This is a genomic window from Marinobacter alkalisoli, assembly GCF_045449855.1.
Taxonomy (GTDB): Bacteria; Pseudomonadota; Gammaproteobacteria; order Pseudomonadales; family Oleiphilaceae; genus Marinobacter.
On the sequence record NZ_JBJJLC010000041.1, the window covers coordinates 136284 to 151085 of the forward strand.

19 protein-coding genes are annotated in these 14802 nt (G+C 57.0%); 3 read left to right on the top strand and 16 right to left on the bottom strand.

All coding sequences use genetic code 11. The features are described from left to right. Nucleotides 1-21: 21 nt before the first annotated feature. From ACJO5Y_RS16285 to ACJO5Y_RS16340, 12 genes are all read right to left on the bottom strand, one after another. Nucleotides 22-399 carry a nuclear transport factor 2-like protein gene (locus ACJO5Y_RS16285; RefSeq protein WP_406988684.1) on the bottom strand — a complete coding sequence of 126 codons (378 nt, stop codon included), beginning with the start codon at nucleotides 397-399 and terminating at the stop codon, nucleotides 22-24. 176 nt (nucleotides 400-575) lie between these two features. Further along, nucleotides 576-1526, bottom strand: a complete 951-nt coding sequence (locus tag ACJO5Y_RS16290; protein WP_406988685.1) for a ribose-phosphate diphosphokinase — start codon at nucleotides 1524-1526, stop codon at nucleotides 576-578. 46 nt (nucleotides 1527-1572) lie between these two features. Continuing rightward, complete coding sequence (locus tag ACJO5Y_RS16295; RefSeq protein WP_406988686.1) at nucleotides 1573-2259, bottom strand: DUF2959 domain-containing protein; 687 nt, start codon at nucleotides 2257-2259, stop codon at nucleotides 1573-1575. A gap of 162 nt (nucleotides 2260-2421) precedes the next feature. Continuing rightward, nucleotides 2422-2841 (bottom strand): VOC family protein, encoded by a 420-nt coding sequence (locus ACJO5Y_RS16300; RefSeq protein ID WP_406988687.1) that lies wholly within the window; start codon nucleotides 2839-2841, stop codon nucleotides 2422-2424. A 113-nt stretch (nucleotides 2842-2954) separates the two neighbouring features. Next, nucleotides 2955-3593 carry a glutathione S-transferase family protein gene (locus ACJO5Y_RS16305; RefSeq protein WP_406988688.1) on the bottom strand — a complete coding sequence of 213 codons (639 nt, stop codon included), beginning with the start codon at nucleotides 3591-3593 and terminating at the stop codon, nucleotides 2955-2957. Nucleotides 3594-3685: 92 nt separating this feature from the next. Further along, nucleotides 3686-4300, bottom strand: coding sequence for a class I SAM-dependent methyltransferase (locus ACJO5Y_RS16310; protein ID WP_406988690.1), 615 nt, complete (start codon nucleotides 4298-4300; stop codon nucleotides 3686-3688). A gap of 53 nt (nucleotides 4301-4353) precedes the next feature. Further along, nucleotides 4354-4671 carry an antibiotic biosynthesis monooxygenase family protein gene (locus tag ACJO5Y_RS16315; RefSeq protein WP_406988692.1) on the bottom strand — a complete coding sequence of 106 codons (318 nt, stop codon included), beginning with the start codon at nucleotides 4669-4671 and terminating at the stop codon, nucleotides 4354-4356. Nucleotides 4672-4739: 68 nt separating this feature from the next. Then, nucleotides 4740-5204, bottom strand: a complete 465-nt coding sequence (locus ACJO5Y_RS16320) for a GNAT family N-acetyltransferase (RefSeq protein WP_406988693.1) — start codon at nucleotides 5202-5204, stop codon at nucleotides 4740-4742. A gap of 66 nt (nucleotides 5205-5270) precedes the next feature. Next, the gene (locus ACJO5Y_RS16325; RefSeq protein WP_406988716.1) at nucleotides 5271-5669 is read right to left on the bottom strand and encodes a GFA family protein; all 399 of its coding nucleotides are present in this window, start codon (nucleotides 5667-5669) and stop codon (nucleotides 5271-5273) included. A gap of 554 nt (nucleotides 5670-6223) precedes the next feature. After that, nucleotides 6224-6955, bottom strand: a complete 732-nt coding sequence (locus ACJO5Y_RS16330; RefSeq protein ID WP_406988695.1) for a DUF899 family protein — start codon at nucleotides 6953-6955, stop codon at nucleotides 6224-6226. Nucleotides 6956-6999: 44 nt separating this feature from the next. Then, nucleotides 7000-7392 (bottom strand): YciI family protein, encoded by a 393-nt coding sequence (locus ACJO5Y_RS16335; protein ID WP_406988697.1) that lies wholly within the window; start codon nucleotides 7390-7392, stop codon nucleotides 7000-7002. A 185-nt stretch (nucleotides 7393-7577) separates the two neighbouring features. Further along, nucleotides 7578-8474 carry a LysR family transcriptional regulator gene (locus ACJO5Y_RS16340; RefSeq protein WP_406988699.1) on the bottom strand — a complete coding sequence of 299 codons (897 nt, stop codon included), beginning with the start codon at nucleotides 8472-8474 and terminating at the stop codon, nucleotides 7578-7580. Nucleotides 8475-8608: 134 nt separating this feature from the next. On the opposite strand from ACJO5Y_RS16340, the gene ACJO5Y_RS16345 reads away from it, so the two are divergent. Together ACJO5Y_RS16345 and ACJO5Y_RS16350 are read left to right on the top strand one after the other, a co-directional pair. Next, a complete protein-coding gene (locus ACJO5Y_RS16345) occupies nucleotides 8609-9061 on the top strand; it encodes a VOC family protein (RefSeq protein WP_406988700.1) in 453 nt (150 codons plus the stop codon). Nucleotides 9062-9074: 13 nt separating this feature from the next. Then, complete coding sequence (locus tag ACJO5Y_RS16350) at nucleotides 9075-9671, top strand: glutathione S-transferase family protein (RefSeq protein WP_406988702.1); 597 nt, start codon at nucleotides 9075-9077, stop codon at nucleotides 9669-9671. A 10-nt stretch (nucleotides 9672-9681) separates the two neighbouring features. Here ACJO5Y_RS16350 and ACJO5Y_RS16355 read toward each other — a convergent pair whose 3' ends face one another. Continuing rightward, nucleotides 9682-10233: a YdeI/OmpD-associated family protein gene (locus ACJO5Y_RS16355; RefSeq protein WP_406988704.1), complete on the bottom strand. Its 552-nt coding sequence runs from the start codon at nucleotides 10231-10233 to the stop codon at nucleotides 9682-9684. An 82-nt stretch (nucleotides 10234-10315) separates the two neighbouring features. Next, a complete protein-coding gene (locus tag ACJO5Y_RS16360) occupies nucleotides 10316-11401 on the bottom strand; it encodes an aldo/keto reductase (protein WP_406988705.1) in 1086 nt (361 codons plus the stop codon). A gap of 169 nt (nucleotides 11402-11570) precedes the next feature. Between ACJO5Y_RS16360 and ACJO5Y_RS16365 the strand changes: the two genes are divergently transcribed. Next, the gene (locus tag ACJO5Y_RS16365) at nucleotides 11571-12530 is read left to right on the top strand and encodes an AraC family transcriptional regulator (protein ID WP_406988707.1); all 960 of its coding nucleotides are present in this window, start codon (nucleotides 11571-11573) and stop codon (nucleotides 12528-12530) included. Between the two features lie 73 nt (nucleotides 12531-12603). Here ACJO5Y_RS16365 and ACJO5Y_RS16370 read toward each other — a convergent pair whose 3' ends face one another. Together ACJO5Y_RS16370 and ACJO5Y_RS16375 are read right to left on the bottom strand one after the other, a co-directional pair. Next, the gene (locus ACJO5Y_RS16370; RefSeq protein ID WP_406988708.1) at nucleotides 12604-13137 is read right to left on the bottom strand and encodes a hypothetical protein; all 534 of its coding nucleotides are present in this window, start codon (nucleotides 13135-13137) and stop codon (nucleotides 12604-12606) included. A gap of 225 nt (nucleotides 13138-13362) precedes the next feature. Beyond that, the coding region (locus ACJO5Y_RS16375) for a transposase (RefSeq protein ID WP_406988710.1) at nucleotides 13363-14802 on the bottom strand (1440 nt) is incomplete at its 5' end.

A 14802-nucleotide genomic window follows, 5' to 3' on the forward strand; every position in this document is an offset into this window, starting at 1 on the left:
GTAGTAATATGATCCCTGGAATCAATCGGCTGAAGGTAGGTTGCCTCCCAGCATGTTTTCAACCACTGCGGCATTATAGAAGGCTTCAATTGTCTGGATTTTATCGTTCCGAACACGAAACCAGACGGCAAGCCGCACATCCCCGATCGGTTCAAAGTTGGTCCGGTAATCCAGGATCGCGAACACGTGCTCCCCGTCAGCACTGAGCTGACGGACGATCAGATCTTTCTGAATGGCAGCCACACCGAATTGGTAGGACAGCATGTCATCCGGACTAAGGAAACGCATATTCGGCCCCACATACTCAAACCCTTCATCAACCAGCAAGGCCTTTGCCTCATCAAAACGCTGGGCATGGATATCGGCAATGAACTGCGCCACGACGTCTTTTGGCTGCATGAGTAGACTCCACTTCCAAGATGGGGACGATTTGGATGCCTGGGGGCGCGTAGATGCCATGAAAAGTTGCGTACCCAGTTAATCTGTATACCAAAAAACGGGCGATGACAACCGGGGTTGTGGGAATGTGTTGATAACGCCCCAAACCGCTCACCTGTTGCTACAGATGGACATGTTCAGTCTGTATGCAGTTCCCGAACGGCCTGGGCAAACAGCTCCGCAACCGGAATGGTGGTGACCCGGCCTTGTTCCTCCGGTTTCTGCTGCGGTGTAACGCTGTCTGTAATGAAAAGCTGATCCATAGCCCCCGAGCGGTAAAGTTGCTCCGAACCCGGCCCGAACAGGGCATGGGTGATGACCCCGAAAACCCTGGTGGCTCCCTTGTCCTTGCAAGCGTCTGCTGCGCGCAACAGGGTGGTGCCGCTCGCCACCATATCGTCAACGATGATGGCAACCTTGCCTGTCATATCCCCCATCACGGCATCGCCGGTTACTTTGCCATTGCTTCGTCGTTTTTCCAGGAAGGCGGAGGGTGGCTGTTCGCCAGTGGCATCCGCCCAGGCGTCGCGGAAACGGTCCACGCGTTTGGTGCCACCGGCGTCGGGGGAAACAATAACGATTGGCTCGCCACTTACACGGTCGATGAGTGCATTGGCGAACAGGCTGTGGGCTTCCAGATGTACCGTCTGGCAGCGGAAGGCGTTGTCGAACGCGCCGCGGTTGTGAACTTCCAGCGCCACCACACAGTCCACCCCCATCGCTTCGAGCAGTTGCGCCACGTAGCGTGTGGTGACCGGGTCCTGATCCTTGGCGCGACGATCCTTGCGGGCATAAGCCAGATACGGCAGCAGCGCGGTGACGCGTTTCGCACCGGCATCTTTAACGGTAGCGATGAAAAACAGGAGGCGCAGCAGCTTGTCATTAACGCTTAAGGTTTCCTCGCTAAAGAGGGTATGAAGAACGTAAACGTCCCGGCCCCGTAAACTCTGCAGTGGCCGGGACTTGTGTTCGCCATCGTCAAAGGCGCGATCCTCATGGGCAGCCAGGCTGGTATTTAGCTGTGTGGCAACGGAACGACCAAACTCGTGGCTACCTTCCAGGGCAAACAATACCGGCTCGCTGTTCATATTATTTCCTTGACGGTATGTGTTCGGTGCCCGTTCGCGGCAGGCGTTATCCGCCTTCGCGGAAGCGCCGGATAAAGGCCTCGGACTCGTCGATTGATTGTTCCATATTGCGAATCAACTCATCCACGTCCTGACGGATACTCACCAGCTCGTTCTCCAGGGAACCGATCGCCTGGGCGTTGAGGTTATGCTTGAGATACAGCACCTGATCCTGAAACGCCTGCAACACTGGCTCCATACGCTCTTCGGCTTCGTGCATACGGCTGATCAGTTGACTGTACTGAGCTTGGGTCTCATCAAGCTGCTGTTCGCTGTTGCGTCGCAGAGAGGCGTTTTCGTAGAGATCCAGTTCATCCTCCCATTCCGCGAACAGATCTTCTGCAACCTCTTCCACCTTGTCGATGCGATCGCGGACGTCCTCCGCACTCGACTTGCTGTCTTCATAGGCATCGCTGATCTCAGTATACCGATCCTTGAGTTCGGTATCCGGCGTATCCACGACGCTCTGGAAGCGCTCCAGAGATGAGCGGAAGGTTTCCTGGGCGTCATTCTGGCTGTCCCGCGCGTCTTCCACCCGGTCCACCAGGATGTCGCGTTTTTCATACCCGAACTTCTCCATGGTTTTGTAGTACACCGAGGAACACCCGCCCAGAAACAAGACACTGAACAGCAACAGCCACAACTGACGGGCACCTTGTGGCCTAAATGAACTGACAGTGACAGGGTTGGACATAAGGTAGTCTCCGGTTGGGGTACGCGTCCAGAAAGTGAAGCATGGCGGCGGCTTGCTGACAAGCAGTCAGCCGATTTCTGGGCATTATGCTGGTGCATGGGGCGACCCTGTGGTTCTCAGGGGTATCAGGCCTTTTCCTGAGAGGGTGTCTCACGCCTTCCTTCAGGCTGTCGGTTCGTTCGGAGGCATTGCTGCCGGGTCCATCCACATTGTTTCCCAAACGTGGCCGTCGGGATCCGCGAGGTTACGGTTATACATAAAACCAAGCTCCTGAACGGGATTGATGTCCGCTGTGCCGCCATTCGCAGCAGCCGCCTCGTTCATGGCATCGACCGTCTCGCGACTATCGCAGGATATCGCAAGCATCACCTCGCTAAACGTTGAGGGTGGGATGGGACGATCCGTGAAGGTGCGCCACTTGTCGTGTGTAAGCAGCATGACGTTAATTGCCTCGCTCCACACCATGCACGCAGCAGTATCGTCTGTAAAATGAGGGTTGTTCTCGAAGCCGATCGATTTGTAGAAAGCCATCGATGCTTCCAGGTTCGTTACCGGCAGGTTCACAAAAATCATTCGAGACATTGCTGTTCTCCTAAAGTTTGTTGAGTGACTGCGCTTGTTCTAGCGAATCATTATTCAGTCGAACTGGAGCATGTGAAATCGACACCGAATCAGATTTTGTTGATCTTTTCGCCTTATTTTAAGGCCTGGCTTTCCATCGCTGCGAAAGCCTCACCAATGGTTATCGGAGCTGTAGGGCGGGCGTACATCGCCCTCAGGTATTCTCGCAGCCTTGGTGCATTGTCGAGCATCTTCTCTTCGTTCGCCCAGTCCAGCGTATACGCGGCGTTGAAGTCCGCCACGCTGAGCCGGTCGCCAACGAGGAACTCGCGTTCTGCCATGTGCATCTCGAGCACGGCCACCATGTCCACGCATTCCTGCGTTGCCAACTCGACATCCTGAGGCAATTGCTTCTCTTCCGGGTAAACGAACGTGTGACGCGCGATGCGCCACAGAGGCTGCTCAATCTCGGTCACCAGGAAGAAAATCCAGCGGTACATCTGCGCTCTGTCCTCCACTGACTCCGGGATGAAGCCCGCTTGGGGATGTTTCTCGGCCAGGTAAAGCTGGATCGCGGCCGATTCAGTTACCACAAGGCTGCCGTCTACCAATACCGGCACTTTGGCGGCAGGGTTGAGGGAAAGAAAATCTTGCTGGAGTTGCTCTCCATGCAGGAGGTCCACCGGGTGCAGTTCGTACTCCAGGCCGAGTTCGTTGAGCAACCAGATAACGCGCAATGCGCGGGTAGGGGGTGTTCCGTATAATTTCAGCATGTTCAGCTCCACAGGTGCGCGGGCACCGTTCGTTCGATGGGTTCTTAATCTAGTCGAACGGGAGCATGGGAAATCGACAGTGCTGACAACACTTACTTCCGGGCAACGAGAAAAACCGATGCCTTATTCGGCTGCCATTCGTAGTCAATGCTGAATCCGGCATTGATCAGCATCGACACCAGTTGCTGCCGGTTCAAGCGATTCACAAACGGCGCCAGCCTCACCGTCTGCATGGCCGGAATCAACAGCCGCCAGAGAAACATGAGTTCGGCCACCAGCGCGGTGCTGGATACAAAAATACCGCCGGGCTTCAGCAACCCGTGAACCCGGGAAATTGCCGCCTCTGCATCTTCCAACAGATGCAGGATACTGAGCCCCAACACGGCATCAAAGCTTTCCGCCTCCAGTTCCAGGCTCTCCAGCGTGCCCTGCTGAAAGCGTACATTCCCAACGCCGGCATCGCGGGCCTTCTGCGCGGCGATATCCAGCATCGTGCCGGATATGTCGGTAGCAAGAATCTCTTTCACATAGGGCGCATGAACAAGGGCGGTGCTGCCAGTACCACAGCCGAATTCCAGTACCGACCAGCCTGGCTGAAAATACCCCTGAGTGATGGCCAGTTTCTTCTGATAGGTTTCCTCGTCCCGCACCGGGCTTTTGGCATAGCGGGGTGCGCTCTTGTCCCAGAACTCTTTTGAAGCCTTCATTCGTCCCTGATCACAACGTTCTGTGCGGTCATGTCCGTTACCTGAGTGATGGATTAAATACCGTATTCACGCTCGACCTTGGCTATCCGGACCCGAAAGCTGGAATACCATTGCTGACGACCAATCCTCTGGGCCTCTTGATGCTCAGCGTTCTTCTTCCAGTTGCGGATGGCCTCAAGGCTTTCCCAGTAGGATACCGTAATGCCCAAATTCTCCCTGGCGGACTCCATGCCCAAAAAGCCTGGCTGCTCGGCAGCTAACTCCGCCATTCTTTCAGCCATCTCGGCGTAGCCGTTGTCACCGTCCGTGCGGTGGCTGCTGAAAATGACGGCGTAATAGGGGGGCTTGGGGGTGTTGGCGATTTCAGACATGAATTTCTCCGAATATTGAATGCCCTGACAGGGATCACAAAGGCTGAGGACTAATAAATTGCTCCCGGTTACAGAGTGATTCGGTAGTATCGGCCATGCTCTCCATCCTTGTAACCAACCTGTTTTACTTGCCAACCCAATTTTTCGGCTACTTTCTGGCTGGCTACGTTATCCTCGGCAATGAAAACCTGGACCGCCTCTAAATCCATTTCTGTGGCCAGCTTTTCAACGGCTAACTGACAGGCCTTGGCCGCGACGCCCTTTCCCCAGAACTCCGATCTGATGAAGTAACCAAAATCGAGAACCCCATTGATTTCCTTGATGCCGCAGAACCCAATGAACTCATCGGTATCGGCCTGCGCGATAACAAACCGGGACGGATTGTCGAGCGCATTTCTGAACCAGGAATTCGCTTCGTCTTCTGTAAGCGGGCGACGAGGTCCCAGAAACCTCATCACCTCGGAATCTCCCAGCATCGACACAACAGCTGCTTTATCTTTTTGTTGAAGTGCCCTTAATTTTACCGAACTCATAAGGCATGGCCTCGCCGTGTGACGCCAGTGTTAATGGGGCCAATGCCGTAGCCGTGACTGGCATGGTTATGCCTTTGTCTCTCTGACCCGGGACTCACTGTCTGGCCAGTTGTCGAACTGTGGCAGCAAGTCTGTGATTTGATGCCAGCTTGCCTTTGAACCCGTAAAAATATGCGCCTCGGGCTCATCATCGATGTCACCTTCCAGACCACCAAGTGGGATGCCGACAACTTCCGGACGATCTTTATAGGTACTGATTAAAGGCGAGCCACACGTCTTGCAAAAGTACTTGGTGACGTTCTCGGACGAGGCATACGGTGTGAGATTGTGCTCTCCGGACAGCCACCGAAACTGGTCACTACGAATCGAGGCGCGAGTGCGGAAAGCAGCACCGTGCCACCGCCGGCACTTGGAGCAATGACAATTGAAAATAGGGCCGAGTCGCCCTTCAATTTCATAGCTCACCGTTTCGCACAAACACTTCCCTGTAAGGTTGCTCAAAGGTCCATCTCCCTGAATGCAGCAATTGGATAGCGGTCACACTGACTACAGAAACGTGACCGCTGAGTTATTCCGCTTTTGTGTTCAAACCAACCAACAAAATAGTGGGGAAATTAAAGGCCTGCCATGCCGAAGGGTAATATTCTGTAGTATCTCCACGTCATCACGAAGTGCGATTGTCCGGAGAACCCCCTGCAATGAGGCAAGGGGCTGGTTTCGGGTCGTCCTGGCCGGGACTTAGACCGGGGCAATAACTCCGCCATCCGTTCGGCCATTTCGGCGTAGCCGTTGGTACCGTCCGTGCGGTGGCTGCTGAAAATGACGGCGTAATAGGGTGGTTTGGGGGGGGGCGATTTCTGACATGAATTCCTCCCTCTCGAATTCTTCAACAGAACACCTCCAATGCAGCCCAACGCTGTGCAGGAGGCGAGTGCCCGGTGTCAACAGGCGCGAATTGATGCGCTTTGTTATGCGTCGGCGATCGATCAGAGCGCCGGTTCGATCCATGCTGTCTTGGGTCACAGATCGTCCGAATGCCCCGCCTTTACCCGAGGCCACTGGACGATGGGGCGCCCACCAGAACGGAACGGGTTCTCTTCGTCGTCGTCCTTCCACGGTTGCGGCCAGCCGGTCGGCGAGTCCTCCCACCATTCCTGCCGGCCATATACCGTCAAGTCGAGCAGCGGGTAGCTGTTGCCCATCACCTCGACGCCGCGCCTTGTTGTCCAGTAGGTCTCAAAGACCCTGTCGCCTTGTCGCAAGTAGCAAACCAGATACATCGTGCCCGCCCGGCGACCATCCAGGAGAGCCTCAAGCGACGCCCCCTGGGCCGAGTACCACGGCATCGTCCAGCCCATGAAGTCACGGTATCGGGCGCTCTCTTCGTACGGGCCCTGGCAGAACGTGGCGTAGGTAACGTCGCGGGAATGAAGGAAGGACAGCTCGCGCACCTGCGCCGTGAATAAGGCGCAACCCTCGCACTGCTCCGCCGCCGGGTGCCCGGCGTGCCACATGAAGTAGTAGGCGATGAGCATCCTGCGGCCCTCAAATGCGTCCAACAGCGTCACCGTTCCGCGCTCGTGGATCAGCGGTGTCTCGGCATCCACCTCGACCATGGGAAGCCGGCGGCGGGAGGCAGCGATGGCGTCGCGCTCCTTCATATGTTCTTTCTCTCGGATTCGCAATGCGTCCACTTCGTTCTGGAAGGTGCTTCGATCGACTACCTTTGGCGCTCCAAATTCGTCTTTCATCTTGTCTCCTCCTTGCGTTGCGTCACGCCCCAAAACGCTAGCCATCACTGGTCGCGCGCGGCCTCCGCCTCGCGGATCGCGGGGCAGTAGTCCATCGGGCGGAGCTCGATGCCCCAGCCCAGCTCCTCGCCCATGCGCGCTGCCGGGTGCAGCGAGGCGAGCCTCACCGCTGCGTCGAAGTCCGGCGCTTCGATGATCACCACGCCGCCCACGACCTCCTTGGTTTCCGCGAACGGCCCGTCGGTGACCGTCAGTTTGCCGTCCTTGAGGCGCATCGACTTCGAGTCCCAGCTCAGGCTCCCAGCCCATGTGACCTCGCCCGCCGCCCGCATCTCGGCGTCGAAGCCCTTGCACTTCTCCCCAACCTCGGCCAGCTCGGCTTTGCTCATCTCATTGAATTTTGCTTCGTTCCCGTAGGCCAGTAACAGGTATTTCATGGAGTTTCTCCCGATCGTCGTTTCATCAAAACCTTTGATAGACTCATCGGGTAGTCGATCGGGCACCGCGGTTTTCGACAATCGTGCGATTTTTTCGATGCGGTAAGAAAATAAACCTGTCCCGATTTTCTGCAGAACCCCGATGGATCAAAGCAGCAAACCCTCCTTTATTCCACTCCACCGGATCATGGTATGGCCTTAATGCGTTGCTGCAACGGTTCCACCACCGATTCCAGAAAGTGCCGTACCCTCGGTGACAGCAGGCGGCTGTGGGGGAAAACAAACTGCACCGGCAGTTCCGACACGATGTAGTCGGCCAGGACCGGTACCAACGTGCCATATTCAACGTCTTTCTGCGCCTGGTAACCCAGCACCCGGCAGAGGCCGAGGCCGTCCCGGGCGGCGTCAAGCCCTGCCTCGATCCTGTTGACACTGACAACGGGGTGGACGCGCTGCTCCCAAGGCTCCCCATCGACCTGAAATTGCCAAACCTCGCCAGCGGGGTCGAAGCACACAGTCGGCCAGTCCGACAACTGCCTGGGGTGGGTGGGCACGCCCATCTGCCCGATCAATGCCGGACTCGCACAGATTACGTATGGAGTGCTGCCGACCACCCGAGCCACCAGAGAAGAATCGGCGAGATGGCCGATACGCAGCGCCAGATCAAACCCCTGCTCGATCATATCCACAATATGATCGTCCAGGGTCAATTCAGCGCTCATGCCAGGATTCTGCTTGAGCCACTGGTTCAGCAACGGCGCCAGGTGCAGGCGTCCGAACGTTTCCGGGGCAGTGATCCTCAGCTTGCCGGCCGGGTTGGCACGGCAGCTGTCGAGCCGGACCTCCATCGCCTCGATATCCGCAAGTATTTGCCGGCTGTGCAGCAGGTAATCACGGCCTTCGTCCGTTAACGCAATGCGACGGGTGCTGCGGTTCAGCAGGCGAACGCCAAGGTGCTTTTCCAGTGTGGCAAGGGTCCGCACCACAGCGGCCGGGGACCGGTCCAGTCTGTTGGCGGCGGCGGACAGACTGCCCTCGTCGACAATGGCGACAAAGGTGCTCATGGCCTTGAGTTTGTCCATTGTCAGATACCTTCCGCAGCCGCTCACAGGGGATTTGTGCAAAAACCTGAATAAACCTAACAGGTCCGCGGCATTTATTGAATCCGTGTAGAGGCGTTTACTGGCAACACAACGTCACCCATACGGAGTCAGCCATGAAACAACCTCAGCGCATTCATCAATATGACCATGTCGGTATCCGGGTGAGCGATCGTCAGGAGGCGGTCGCTTTCTATGAGCAACTCGGGTTCCAGGAGGTGCGTCGTTTCGGCCAGTACGAGGCCAATGAAATGGAAACGACCGATGGCGTACGTATCAACCTGATTTTCAATGCCACGCGATTGCCCCACAGCAGGAATGTCCTTCTGGACGAGCCGATCAAGCTGCCCGGCATCACCCATCCGGCTTTTGTGGTGGACGACCTCTACGCCCTGAAGGACTGGCTTGATCAGGCGGGCATTCCCATCACCGAAGGCATCCATCGCCTTGGCCCGCGTCGGATCACCCTGTTCATCCGCGACCCGGACAGGAACGTGCTGGAGTTTAACCAGCTGCTGCCTGAACCGGCGCCCCACGACGACATATCAAGCCACACACCCACATCCTGAGGAGGAAGCGACCATGACACTGTACGACCTGGAACTCTCCGGTAACTGCTACAAAGTTCGTCTGTTTGCCGCTTTGGCGGGCATTGAGCTGGAACGGGAACCGGTGGATCTGCCCGGCGGCGCCCACAAGCGCTCACCGTTCATTGACCTGAACCCCTGGGGCCAGGTGCCGGTACTGACCGACGGGAACCTGGTGCTGCGGGATTCCCAGGCGATCCTGGTGTACCTGGCACGCCAGTATGGCGGCCATCAGTGGTGGCCGGATGCGGCCGCCCACCAGGGCGAGATCATGCAGTGGCTGTCCACCGCTGCCAACGAAATCCACAACGGCCCAAACGTCGCCCGGCTGGTGGACAAGTTTGGATACCCAATGGACAAGGCGCACGCACTGAACGTCAGTGCCCAGGTTTTGCCTCTGATCGAGCAGCACCTGAATGAACACTCCTGGCTGGCCCTGGGCCGTCCGACCATCGCGGACTGCGCCGTGTTCCCCTACATCGCCGTTGGCTGGGAAGGGGGCGTGTTGCTTGAACCCTACCCAGCGATCCGGGCGTGGATCGACCGTATCAAGGCACTGCCGGGATACATCGCCATGCCGGGCATCGAGTAACTGGACGTGTCTATTCCTCAATCTGCGGCGCACTGAATGCCTTGCTGTAGAACCCCGATGGATCAAAACAGCAAACCCGCTTCTTGCCTGAGGCGAGCATGTCACATGCATCGTTGATGCGCTTCACGCGGGTTTTTGCCTGTTTGGCCGACGTAATCCAATGAATCCAATCGAGGCGTGCGATTGGCGTTGTTGAATTCCACGTAGCCAGGGATTCAGGGGCAGCCTCCAGAGCCTGCGCCAGGTCAGCAGGTACTTCCGGCTCAGGCTCCTGCTCCACGGCCGCGATTTCGAAGTGGGCCTCGTCCCCGATTCGTGCGTGTGAAGCTTCAAGCAGATCTTCATCAATCCGCAGCCAGTGACTCTTCTGACCATCCGGCTCGAGCAAGGCCTGGAAACCGTGCCCGTTAATCGCAGCCATTACAGTGACCCGACCGCGTCTCGGAAGCTTTGCGCTTGCTTCATGGGGCAGGATGACGAAAGCCCACGCGCTGCCACTACCCGATCCTTTCGGCCGAAGCAGCCGCGCGTTGAACTCAGACCTCGTGTCTTGTTGCGTCATGGAATCCTCGAAGCTCAATCTGCCCTGATTGATAAGACTCTAAATGGATATCAGGCTCGTGACAAAGAGTGAACTCAAATCATCACCCCTGCCTATGCGCCCGATACTCCCCCTGTCGCTCCAGCATCCAGCCCGGATACTCCGCCGGCAGGCGGCTGACCTCATCCAGGGCTGCCAGTTCGTCGGCTGAGAACCGGATTTGTGCCGCCAGGATATTGTCCCGTAACTGGTCGACCCGCTTGGCGCCCACGATGACGCTGGTCACCGCGTTCTGGTGCAGCAGCCAGGCGAGCGCGGTTTGAGCCACGCTGACGGGCTGGCCGTCGACCTGCTTACCGGCGGCGATCTCCCGCATCGTGGTGATGACCGCGCTGCCACGCTCCCGGTTGACCGGCGGGAAATCAAACTTGGCGCGCCGGTTTTCCTCGGAGACGTCCGGCCCTTCGTACTTGCCGGAAAGGTAGCCGCCCGCCAACGGGCTCCACACCATCAGGCCGATGTCTTCGGACTCCAGCATGGGGATTACTTCCCGCTCGAGATCCCGGCCCACGAGGGTGTAGTAGGCCTGCAATGACAGAATCGGGCACAGGCGGCGGGCCCGGGTAATGCCAACGGCTTTCATCACCTGCCAGGCGGCCCAGTTCGACAGGCCGACGTAACGGACATGGCCGTGCTGCACCAGGGTATTCAGCGCCTCCAGGGTTTCCTCTATCGGCGTGGCCGGGTCGAAGCCGTGGATCTGGTACAGATCGATATAGTCTGTTTGCAGTCGCTGCAGACTGGCCTTGCACTCGTTCATGATGTGGCCACGGGAGGCGCCGCGGGCGTTGGGGCCGTCGCCCATCGGGCCGAGCACCTTGGTGGCCAGTACGACATCTTCGCGGCGGACGTCCAGATTCTTCAGGGACTGGCCCACAATGCGCTCACTGGCGCCACCACCGTACACGTTGGCGGTATCGATAAAGTTGATGCCCGCCTCCAGGGCAGTCTTCACCAGTTCATCGGCCTGTTCCTGCTGCAACTGGCCGATCAGCCCCCACATGTCGTCCCCGCCGCCGAAGGTCATGGTGCCCAGGCACAGTTCCGATACAAACAGACCCGAGTTGCCCAGCGTCCGCAGGCGCAGGGGCGCGTCATGGGTGGATTGGGGTAGGTTGGGAGTTGTCATAACCGATCACCTCTTCATTGTGGAAGAACCTGCCGGAGCAGGACTGGGGGTTCATACTAGGTGACGCATGGCCAATCGGGCTGGCGGAAACTCTCAGAGGATTGCACAATCCTCTCAACCTGGTATCAGCCCGGGGATACCCCTGCTGAAGTGCGGCGCCGGACAGTCTATGATTCCACCAGAACAGGAGACCACCATGACCGCCCAGCCCAACGTCATTCCAATGCAACCGGACAACCCATCCCTGAGCCGGCTCCGTGATCTTGTCGAGCAGCAATGGCTGACCCGTGGCCCGGAGAACGCGATCGACGGTTTGCGCCTGACCCGCGCCCTGGAACCCAGCGGCACCATCCGGGCCCTTTACCAGACCTCGTTCTGCATCGTATTGCAGGGGGCCAAGGTGACGGCGATTGGAGAGTCGGCTTTTCATTATCGCCAGGGCGAGTGCCTGCTGGCGTCCGTCAATGTGCCGGTGAACTCCCGGATCGTGCAGGCCGCCCCCGATAAGCCGTATCTGGCGTTGAGTCTGTCGATTGATCCAGCAATGATTTCCGAGCTGCTGGTGACCCATCCGGAGATGGCGTACCGGGGCCCAAAGCAGCCGGCGTTGGTCACGGCCGGGATGCCGGATGAGCTGTACGATCCTGTCATCCGCCTGCTCCGGTTGCTCGATCAGCCGGATGACCGTGACGTACTGGAGCCGCTTGTCCGCCGGGAAATCTGTTGGCGAGTATTGCGGTCGCAGCTGGGGCCGGCCCTGCAGCAGGTCGGCCTGAAGGACAGCGACACCGCCCGCATTGGCCGGGTAACGGCCTGGATGCAGGCGAACTACCAACAGCCCTTCCGGGTGGCCGAGCTGGCGGCGATGGCGAGTATGAGCCCGGCGACCTTCCACCGGCATTTCAAGAGCATCACCCGGTTAACGCCCGTGCAATTCCAGAAGCTGGTGCGCCTGCAGGAAGCCCGGCGGCTGCTGTTAAGCGATCAGGAAGTGGCGAGTGTTGGCTACCAGGTCGGCTATGAAAGCCCGTCCCAGTTCAGCCGCGATTACCGCAAGCTGTTTGGCGCACCACCGGGGCGGGACAAGGCCGTGATGCGGTCTAGTGTGGCGATTGAGAGTGGGGTATGAGGGGGCGGGATTATCGATGCGTGTCTACTGAAGTGGGGGAAGTGCAGAACGTACTGCAACTACTTGTTATAAATCACGAACCCATTTCTGCGATGTCAAAAATCACCAAATCTCCGTCAGAAAATGCACTATAACCTTCCCTAAAGTTTAGCGCTTTTAGAGAAATCGCAGACCAAAACTCGTCTCCGAAAACTGACTTAACGTCAGAACCCCAAGAGTTTTCGAGATGCCATTTACCAACCAAATTCCAAAAATAATAAGGCAAAAGTTTTACACAAAATGAAAATCTATTTGTAGCGCCTTCGTATTCCCCAAAACCAAGAAATCCATCCTCAATATCTTTCGTTTTAAATTGATCATTAATAAAAAAATCGCAGGGAATTCCTTTAAACTCATTAGGATAGGATATAACCCCTGACATTTCCAGGGAGAGCGAGTCGCTATAGCTATAGTCCTGTTTTTTCTTTGATACTTGGATCCGAGTGACGCCAACTCCGTAACCAAAACTTGTCGGTTTCTCCACTGGAAAGTGAAAACGAATGAATTCTTCATCACCAAATTGCGATAACGTCCTCTCAAATCTACTCAAAGTCGATTGTTTTGGCATTGAGAATTCTCCCAATCAATATTTATAACGAGGCTGTAGAAAAACCCAAAAAAAGAGCCCGTTCCACCGCCTTCAATCTCATTTTTATTCAACCGGCCAATTCAGCCGGCACTTTTCAATTTTCGGGTTGGTTGCCCGCTATAGCCGCCAACCTGGGTATTTGCCGGGTTCAGGTGCCCATGCCCCGTACGCCAAGGGGCATTCCGGAGGTTTCTCTTCCCCCGATCACGCCGCCAACCGTCCGTAATTCGCCAGCTTCTCAATGTTGTGCACCAGGCAGTATAGCTGCCATTGGCCCTGTACCTTCTTCCTGCCCCGCAGACTGAACCGGTTCAGTCGTTTGTTGGTGCCGATGTTACCGAACACCGGTTCCACCACCGACATGCGGTGGCTGTAGATCTCTTTGCCTCGCTGGCTGTCCACCCGGTGCTTCATCCAGTCGGTGTAGTTGGGCAGGCGTTTGTTCTCGATGGTGAACGACACCTGTCGGCCAGACCCATTTCGGTGGTTGGCTGATGCCGGGTTCTGCATGCATTGGTGTTTCTTGGGGCAGTGCCGGCATTGCAACAATCGACCTTCGAAGTGCACCCGGATCTTGCCATTCTCGGCTTCCCGCTGCCCTCGATAAGTAAGCGACTGGCCAGTCGGACAGATGCAAGTCAGGCTCACTGGGTCGAACTGGAATTCACTGGCCGGGATGGTATCTTTCCACCCTTTGTCCGGCAGATTCTGATGACGTTTGCCGTACTTGTCTTTCTGGTGGTCGAACTTCGGATCCCGGCTGCGGAACTTGTTGTCCGGGATGTAGCCGTTGATCTGACGTTCGTGCAGGTACTTCATGTTGGCTTCGTTGGCAAAGCCAGTGTCGGCGGTGACAACGGTGCCTTGTTGATAGATGCTCTCGGCGATGCCCAGCTTTTTATAGCGGGCTTCAACCGTTTCCAGTACCGGTTGCAGGGTGTGGTGTTCCTGGCCTTCGCCAAAGGCCTGGGCATCAATGATGATCTGGTGTTTCCTATCCACCGTGGCCACGCCGTTATAGCCTTGGAGCGTGCCCTTGCTGGTGGTCATCTTGGCGCTTTCGTTATCGGTTATATTGCTCTTCACTTCCTTGCTCCGCTTCCCCCGGCCCATCCTTGGGCGGTTCGTCTTTAGGAAGCAGTTCACTTTCTTCAGGGATTCGTCCAGGGAGAGGACCGTCTTTGCCCGGCGGATATCCCGGTCCAGTTCGGCCTCGGTGGCCGCCTCATCCCGTTCATGGTGTTCCTTCAGGTGAAGGCGGATCAGTCGTCGCAGCTTTTTCCGTTTCTCTTCCAGTTCCTTGAAGGTGCCGGACCATTCCTTGGCGGCGTTGGAGGGCATCTTGCAGCCATCGATGGCGAAGAGTTCGTTACCCAGTAACCCCTGTTCGTGGCACACCAACAACACCTGCTCGAACAGTTCTTCAATCTCATCCGAGTGGCGGCTGACGAACTTCGCCAGGGTGGTGAAGTGGGGAACGGTATCGCAGGACAACGCCTTGAAGGTGATGTTGGTCTCGCAGCACCACTGTATTTCCCGGCTGGAGGTGATGCCCCTGGAATAAGCAAACAGGATGATCTTCAGCAGGATGGCCGGATCGTAGGCCAGCCGGCCGGTGTCTTCGTTGCGGTACTTGGGATGGAA

What these genes read in the sequence shown, in the direction of transcription:
- ACJO5Y_RS16285 (WP_406988684.1), bottom strand. Translation starts at nt 399, where the DNA reads ATGCAGCCAAAAGACGTCGTGGCGCAGTTCATTGCCGATATCCATGCC.
- ACJO5Y_RS16290 (WP_406988685.1), bottom strand. Translation starts at nt 1,526, where the DNA reads ATGAACAGCGAGCCGGTATTGTTTGCCCTGGAAGGTAGCCACGAGTTT.
- ACJO5Y_RS16295 (WP_406988686.1), bottom strand. Translation starts at nt 2,259, where the DNA reads ATGTCCAACCCTGTCACTGTCAGTTCATTTAGGCCACAAGGTGCCCGT.
- ACJO5Y_RS16300 (WP_406988687.1), bottom strand. Translation starts at nt 2,841, where the DNA reads ATGTCTCGAATGATTTTTGTGAACCTGCCGGTAACGAACCTGGAAGCA.
- ACJO5Y_RS16305 (WP_406988688.1), bottom strand. Translation starts at nt 3,593, where the DNA reads ATGCTGAAATTATACGGAACACCCCCTACCCGCGCATTGCGCGTTATC.
- ACJO5Y_RS16310 (WP_406988690.1), bottom strand. Translation starts at nt 4,300, where the DNA reads ATGAAGGCTTCAAAAGAGTTCTGGGACAAGAGCGCACCCCGCTATGCC.
- ACJO5Y_RS16315 (WP_406988692.1), bottom strand. Translation starts at nt 4,671, where the DNA reads ATGTCTGAAATCGCCAACACCCCCAAGCCCCCCTATTACGCCGTCATT.
- ACJO5Y_RS16320 (WP_406988693.1), bottom strand. Translation starts at nt 5,204, where the DNA reads ATGAGTTCGGTAAAATTAAGGGCACTTCAACAAAAAGATAAAGCAGCT.
- ACJO5Y_RS16330 (WP_406988695.1), bottom strand. Translation starts at nt 6,955, where the DNA reads ATGAAAGACGAATTTGGAGCGCCAAAGGTAGTCGATCGAAGCACCTTC.
- ACJO5Y_RS16335 (WP_406988697.1), bottom strand. Translation starts at nt 7,392, where the DNA reads ATGAAATACCTGTTACTGGCCTACGGGAACGAAGCAAAATTCAATGAG.
- ACJO5Y_RS16340 (WP_406988699.1), bottom strand. Translation starts at nt 8,474, where the DNA reads ATGGACAAACTCAAGGCCATGAGCACCTTTGTCGCCATTGTCGACGAG.
- ACJO5Y_RS16345 (WP_406988700.1), top strand. Translation starts at nt 8,609, where the DNA reads ATGAAACAACCTCAGCGCATTCATCAATATGACCATGTCGGTATCCGG.
- ACJO5Y_RS16350 (WP_406988702.1), top strand. Translation starts at nt 9,075, where the DNA reads ATGACACTGTACGACCTGGAACTCTCCGGTAACTGCTACAAAGTTCGT.
- ACJO5Y_RS16355 (WP_406988704.1), bottom strand. Translation starts at nt 10,233, where the DNA reads ATGACGCAACAAGACACGAGGTCTGAGTTCAACGCGCGGCTGCTTCGG.
- ACJO5Y_RS16360 (WP_406988705.1), bottom strand. Translation starts at nt 11,401, where the DNA reads ATGACAACTCCCAACCTACCCCAATCCACCCATGACGCGCCCCTGCGC.
- ACJO5Y_RS16365 (WP_406988707.1), top strand. Translation starts at nt 11,571, where the DNA reads ATGATTCCACCAGAACAGGAGACCACCATGACCGCCCAGCCCAACGTC.
- ACJO5Y_RS16370 (WP_406988708.1), bottom strand. Translation starts at nt 13,137, where the DNA reads ATGCCAAAACAATCGACTTTGAGTAGATTTGAGAGGACGTTATCGCAA.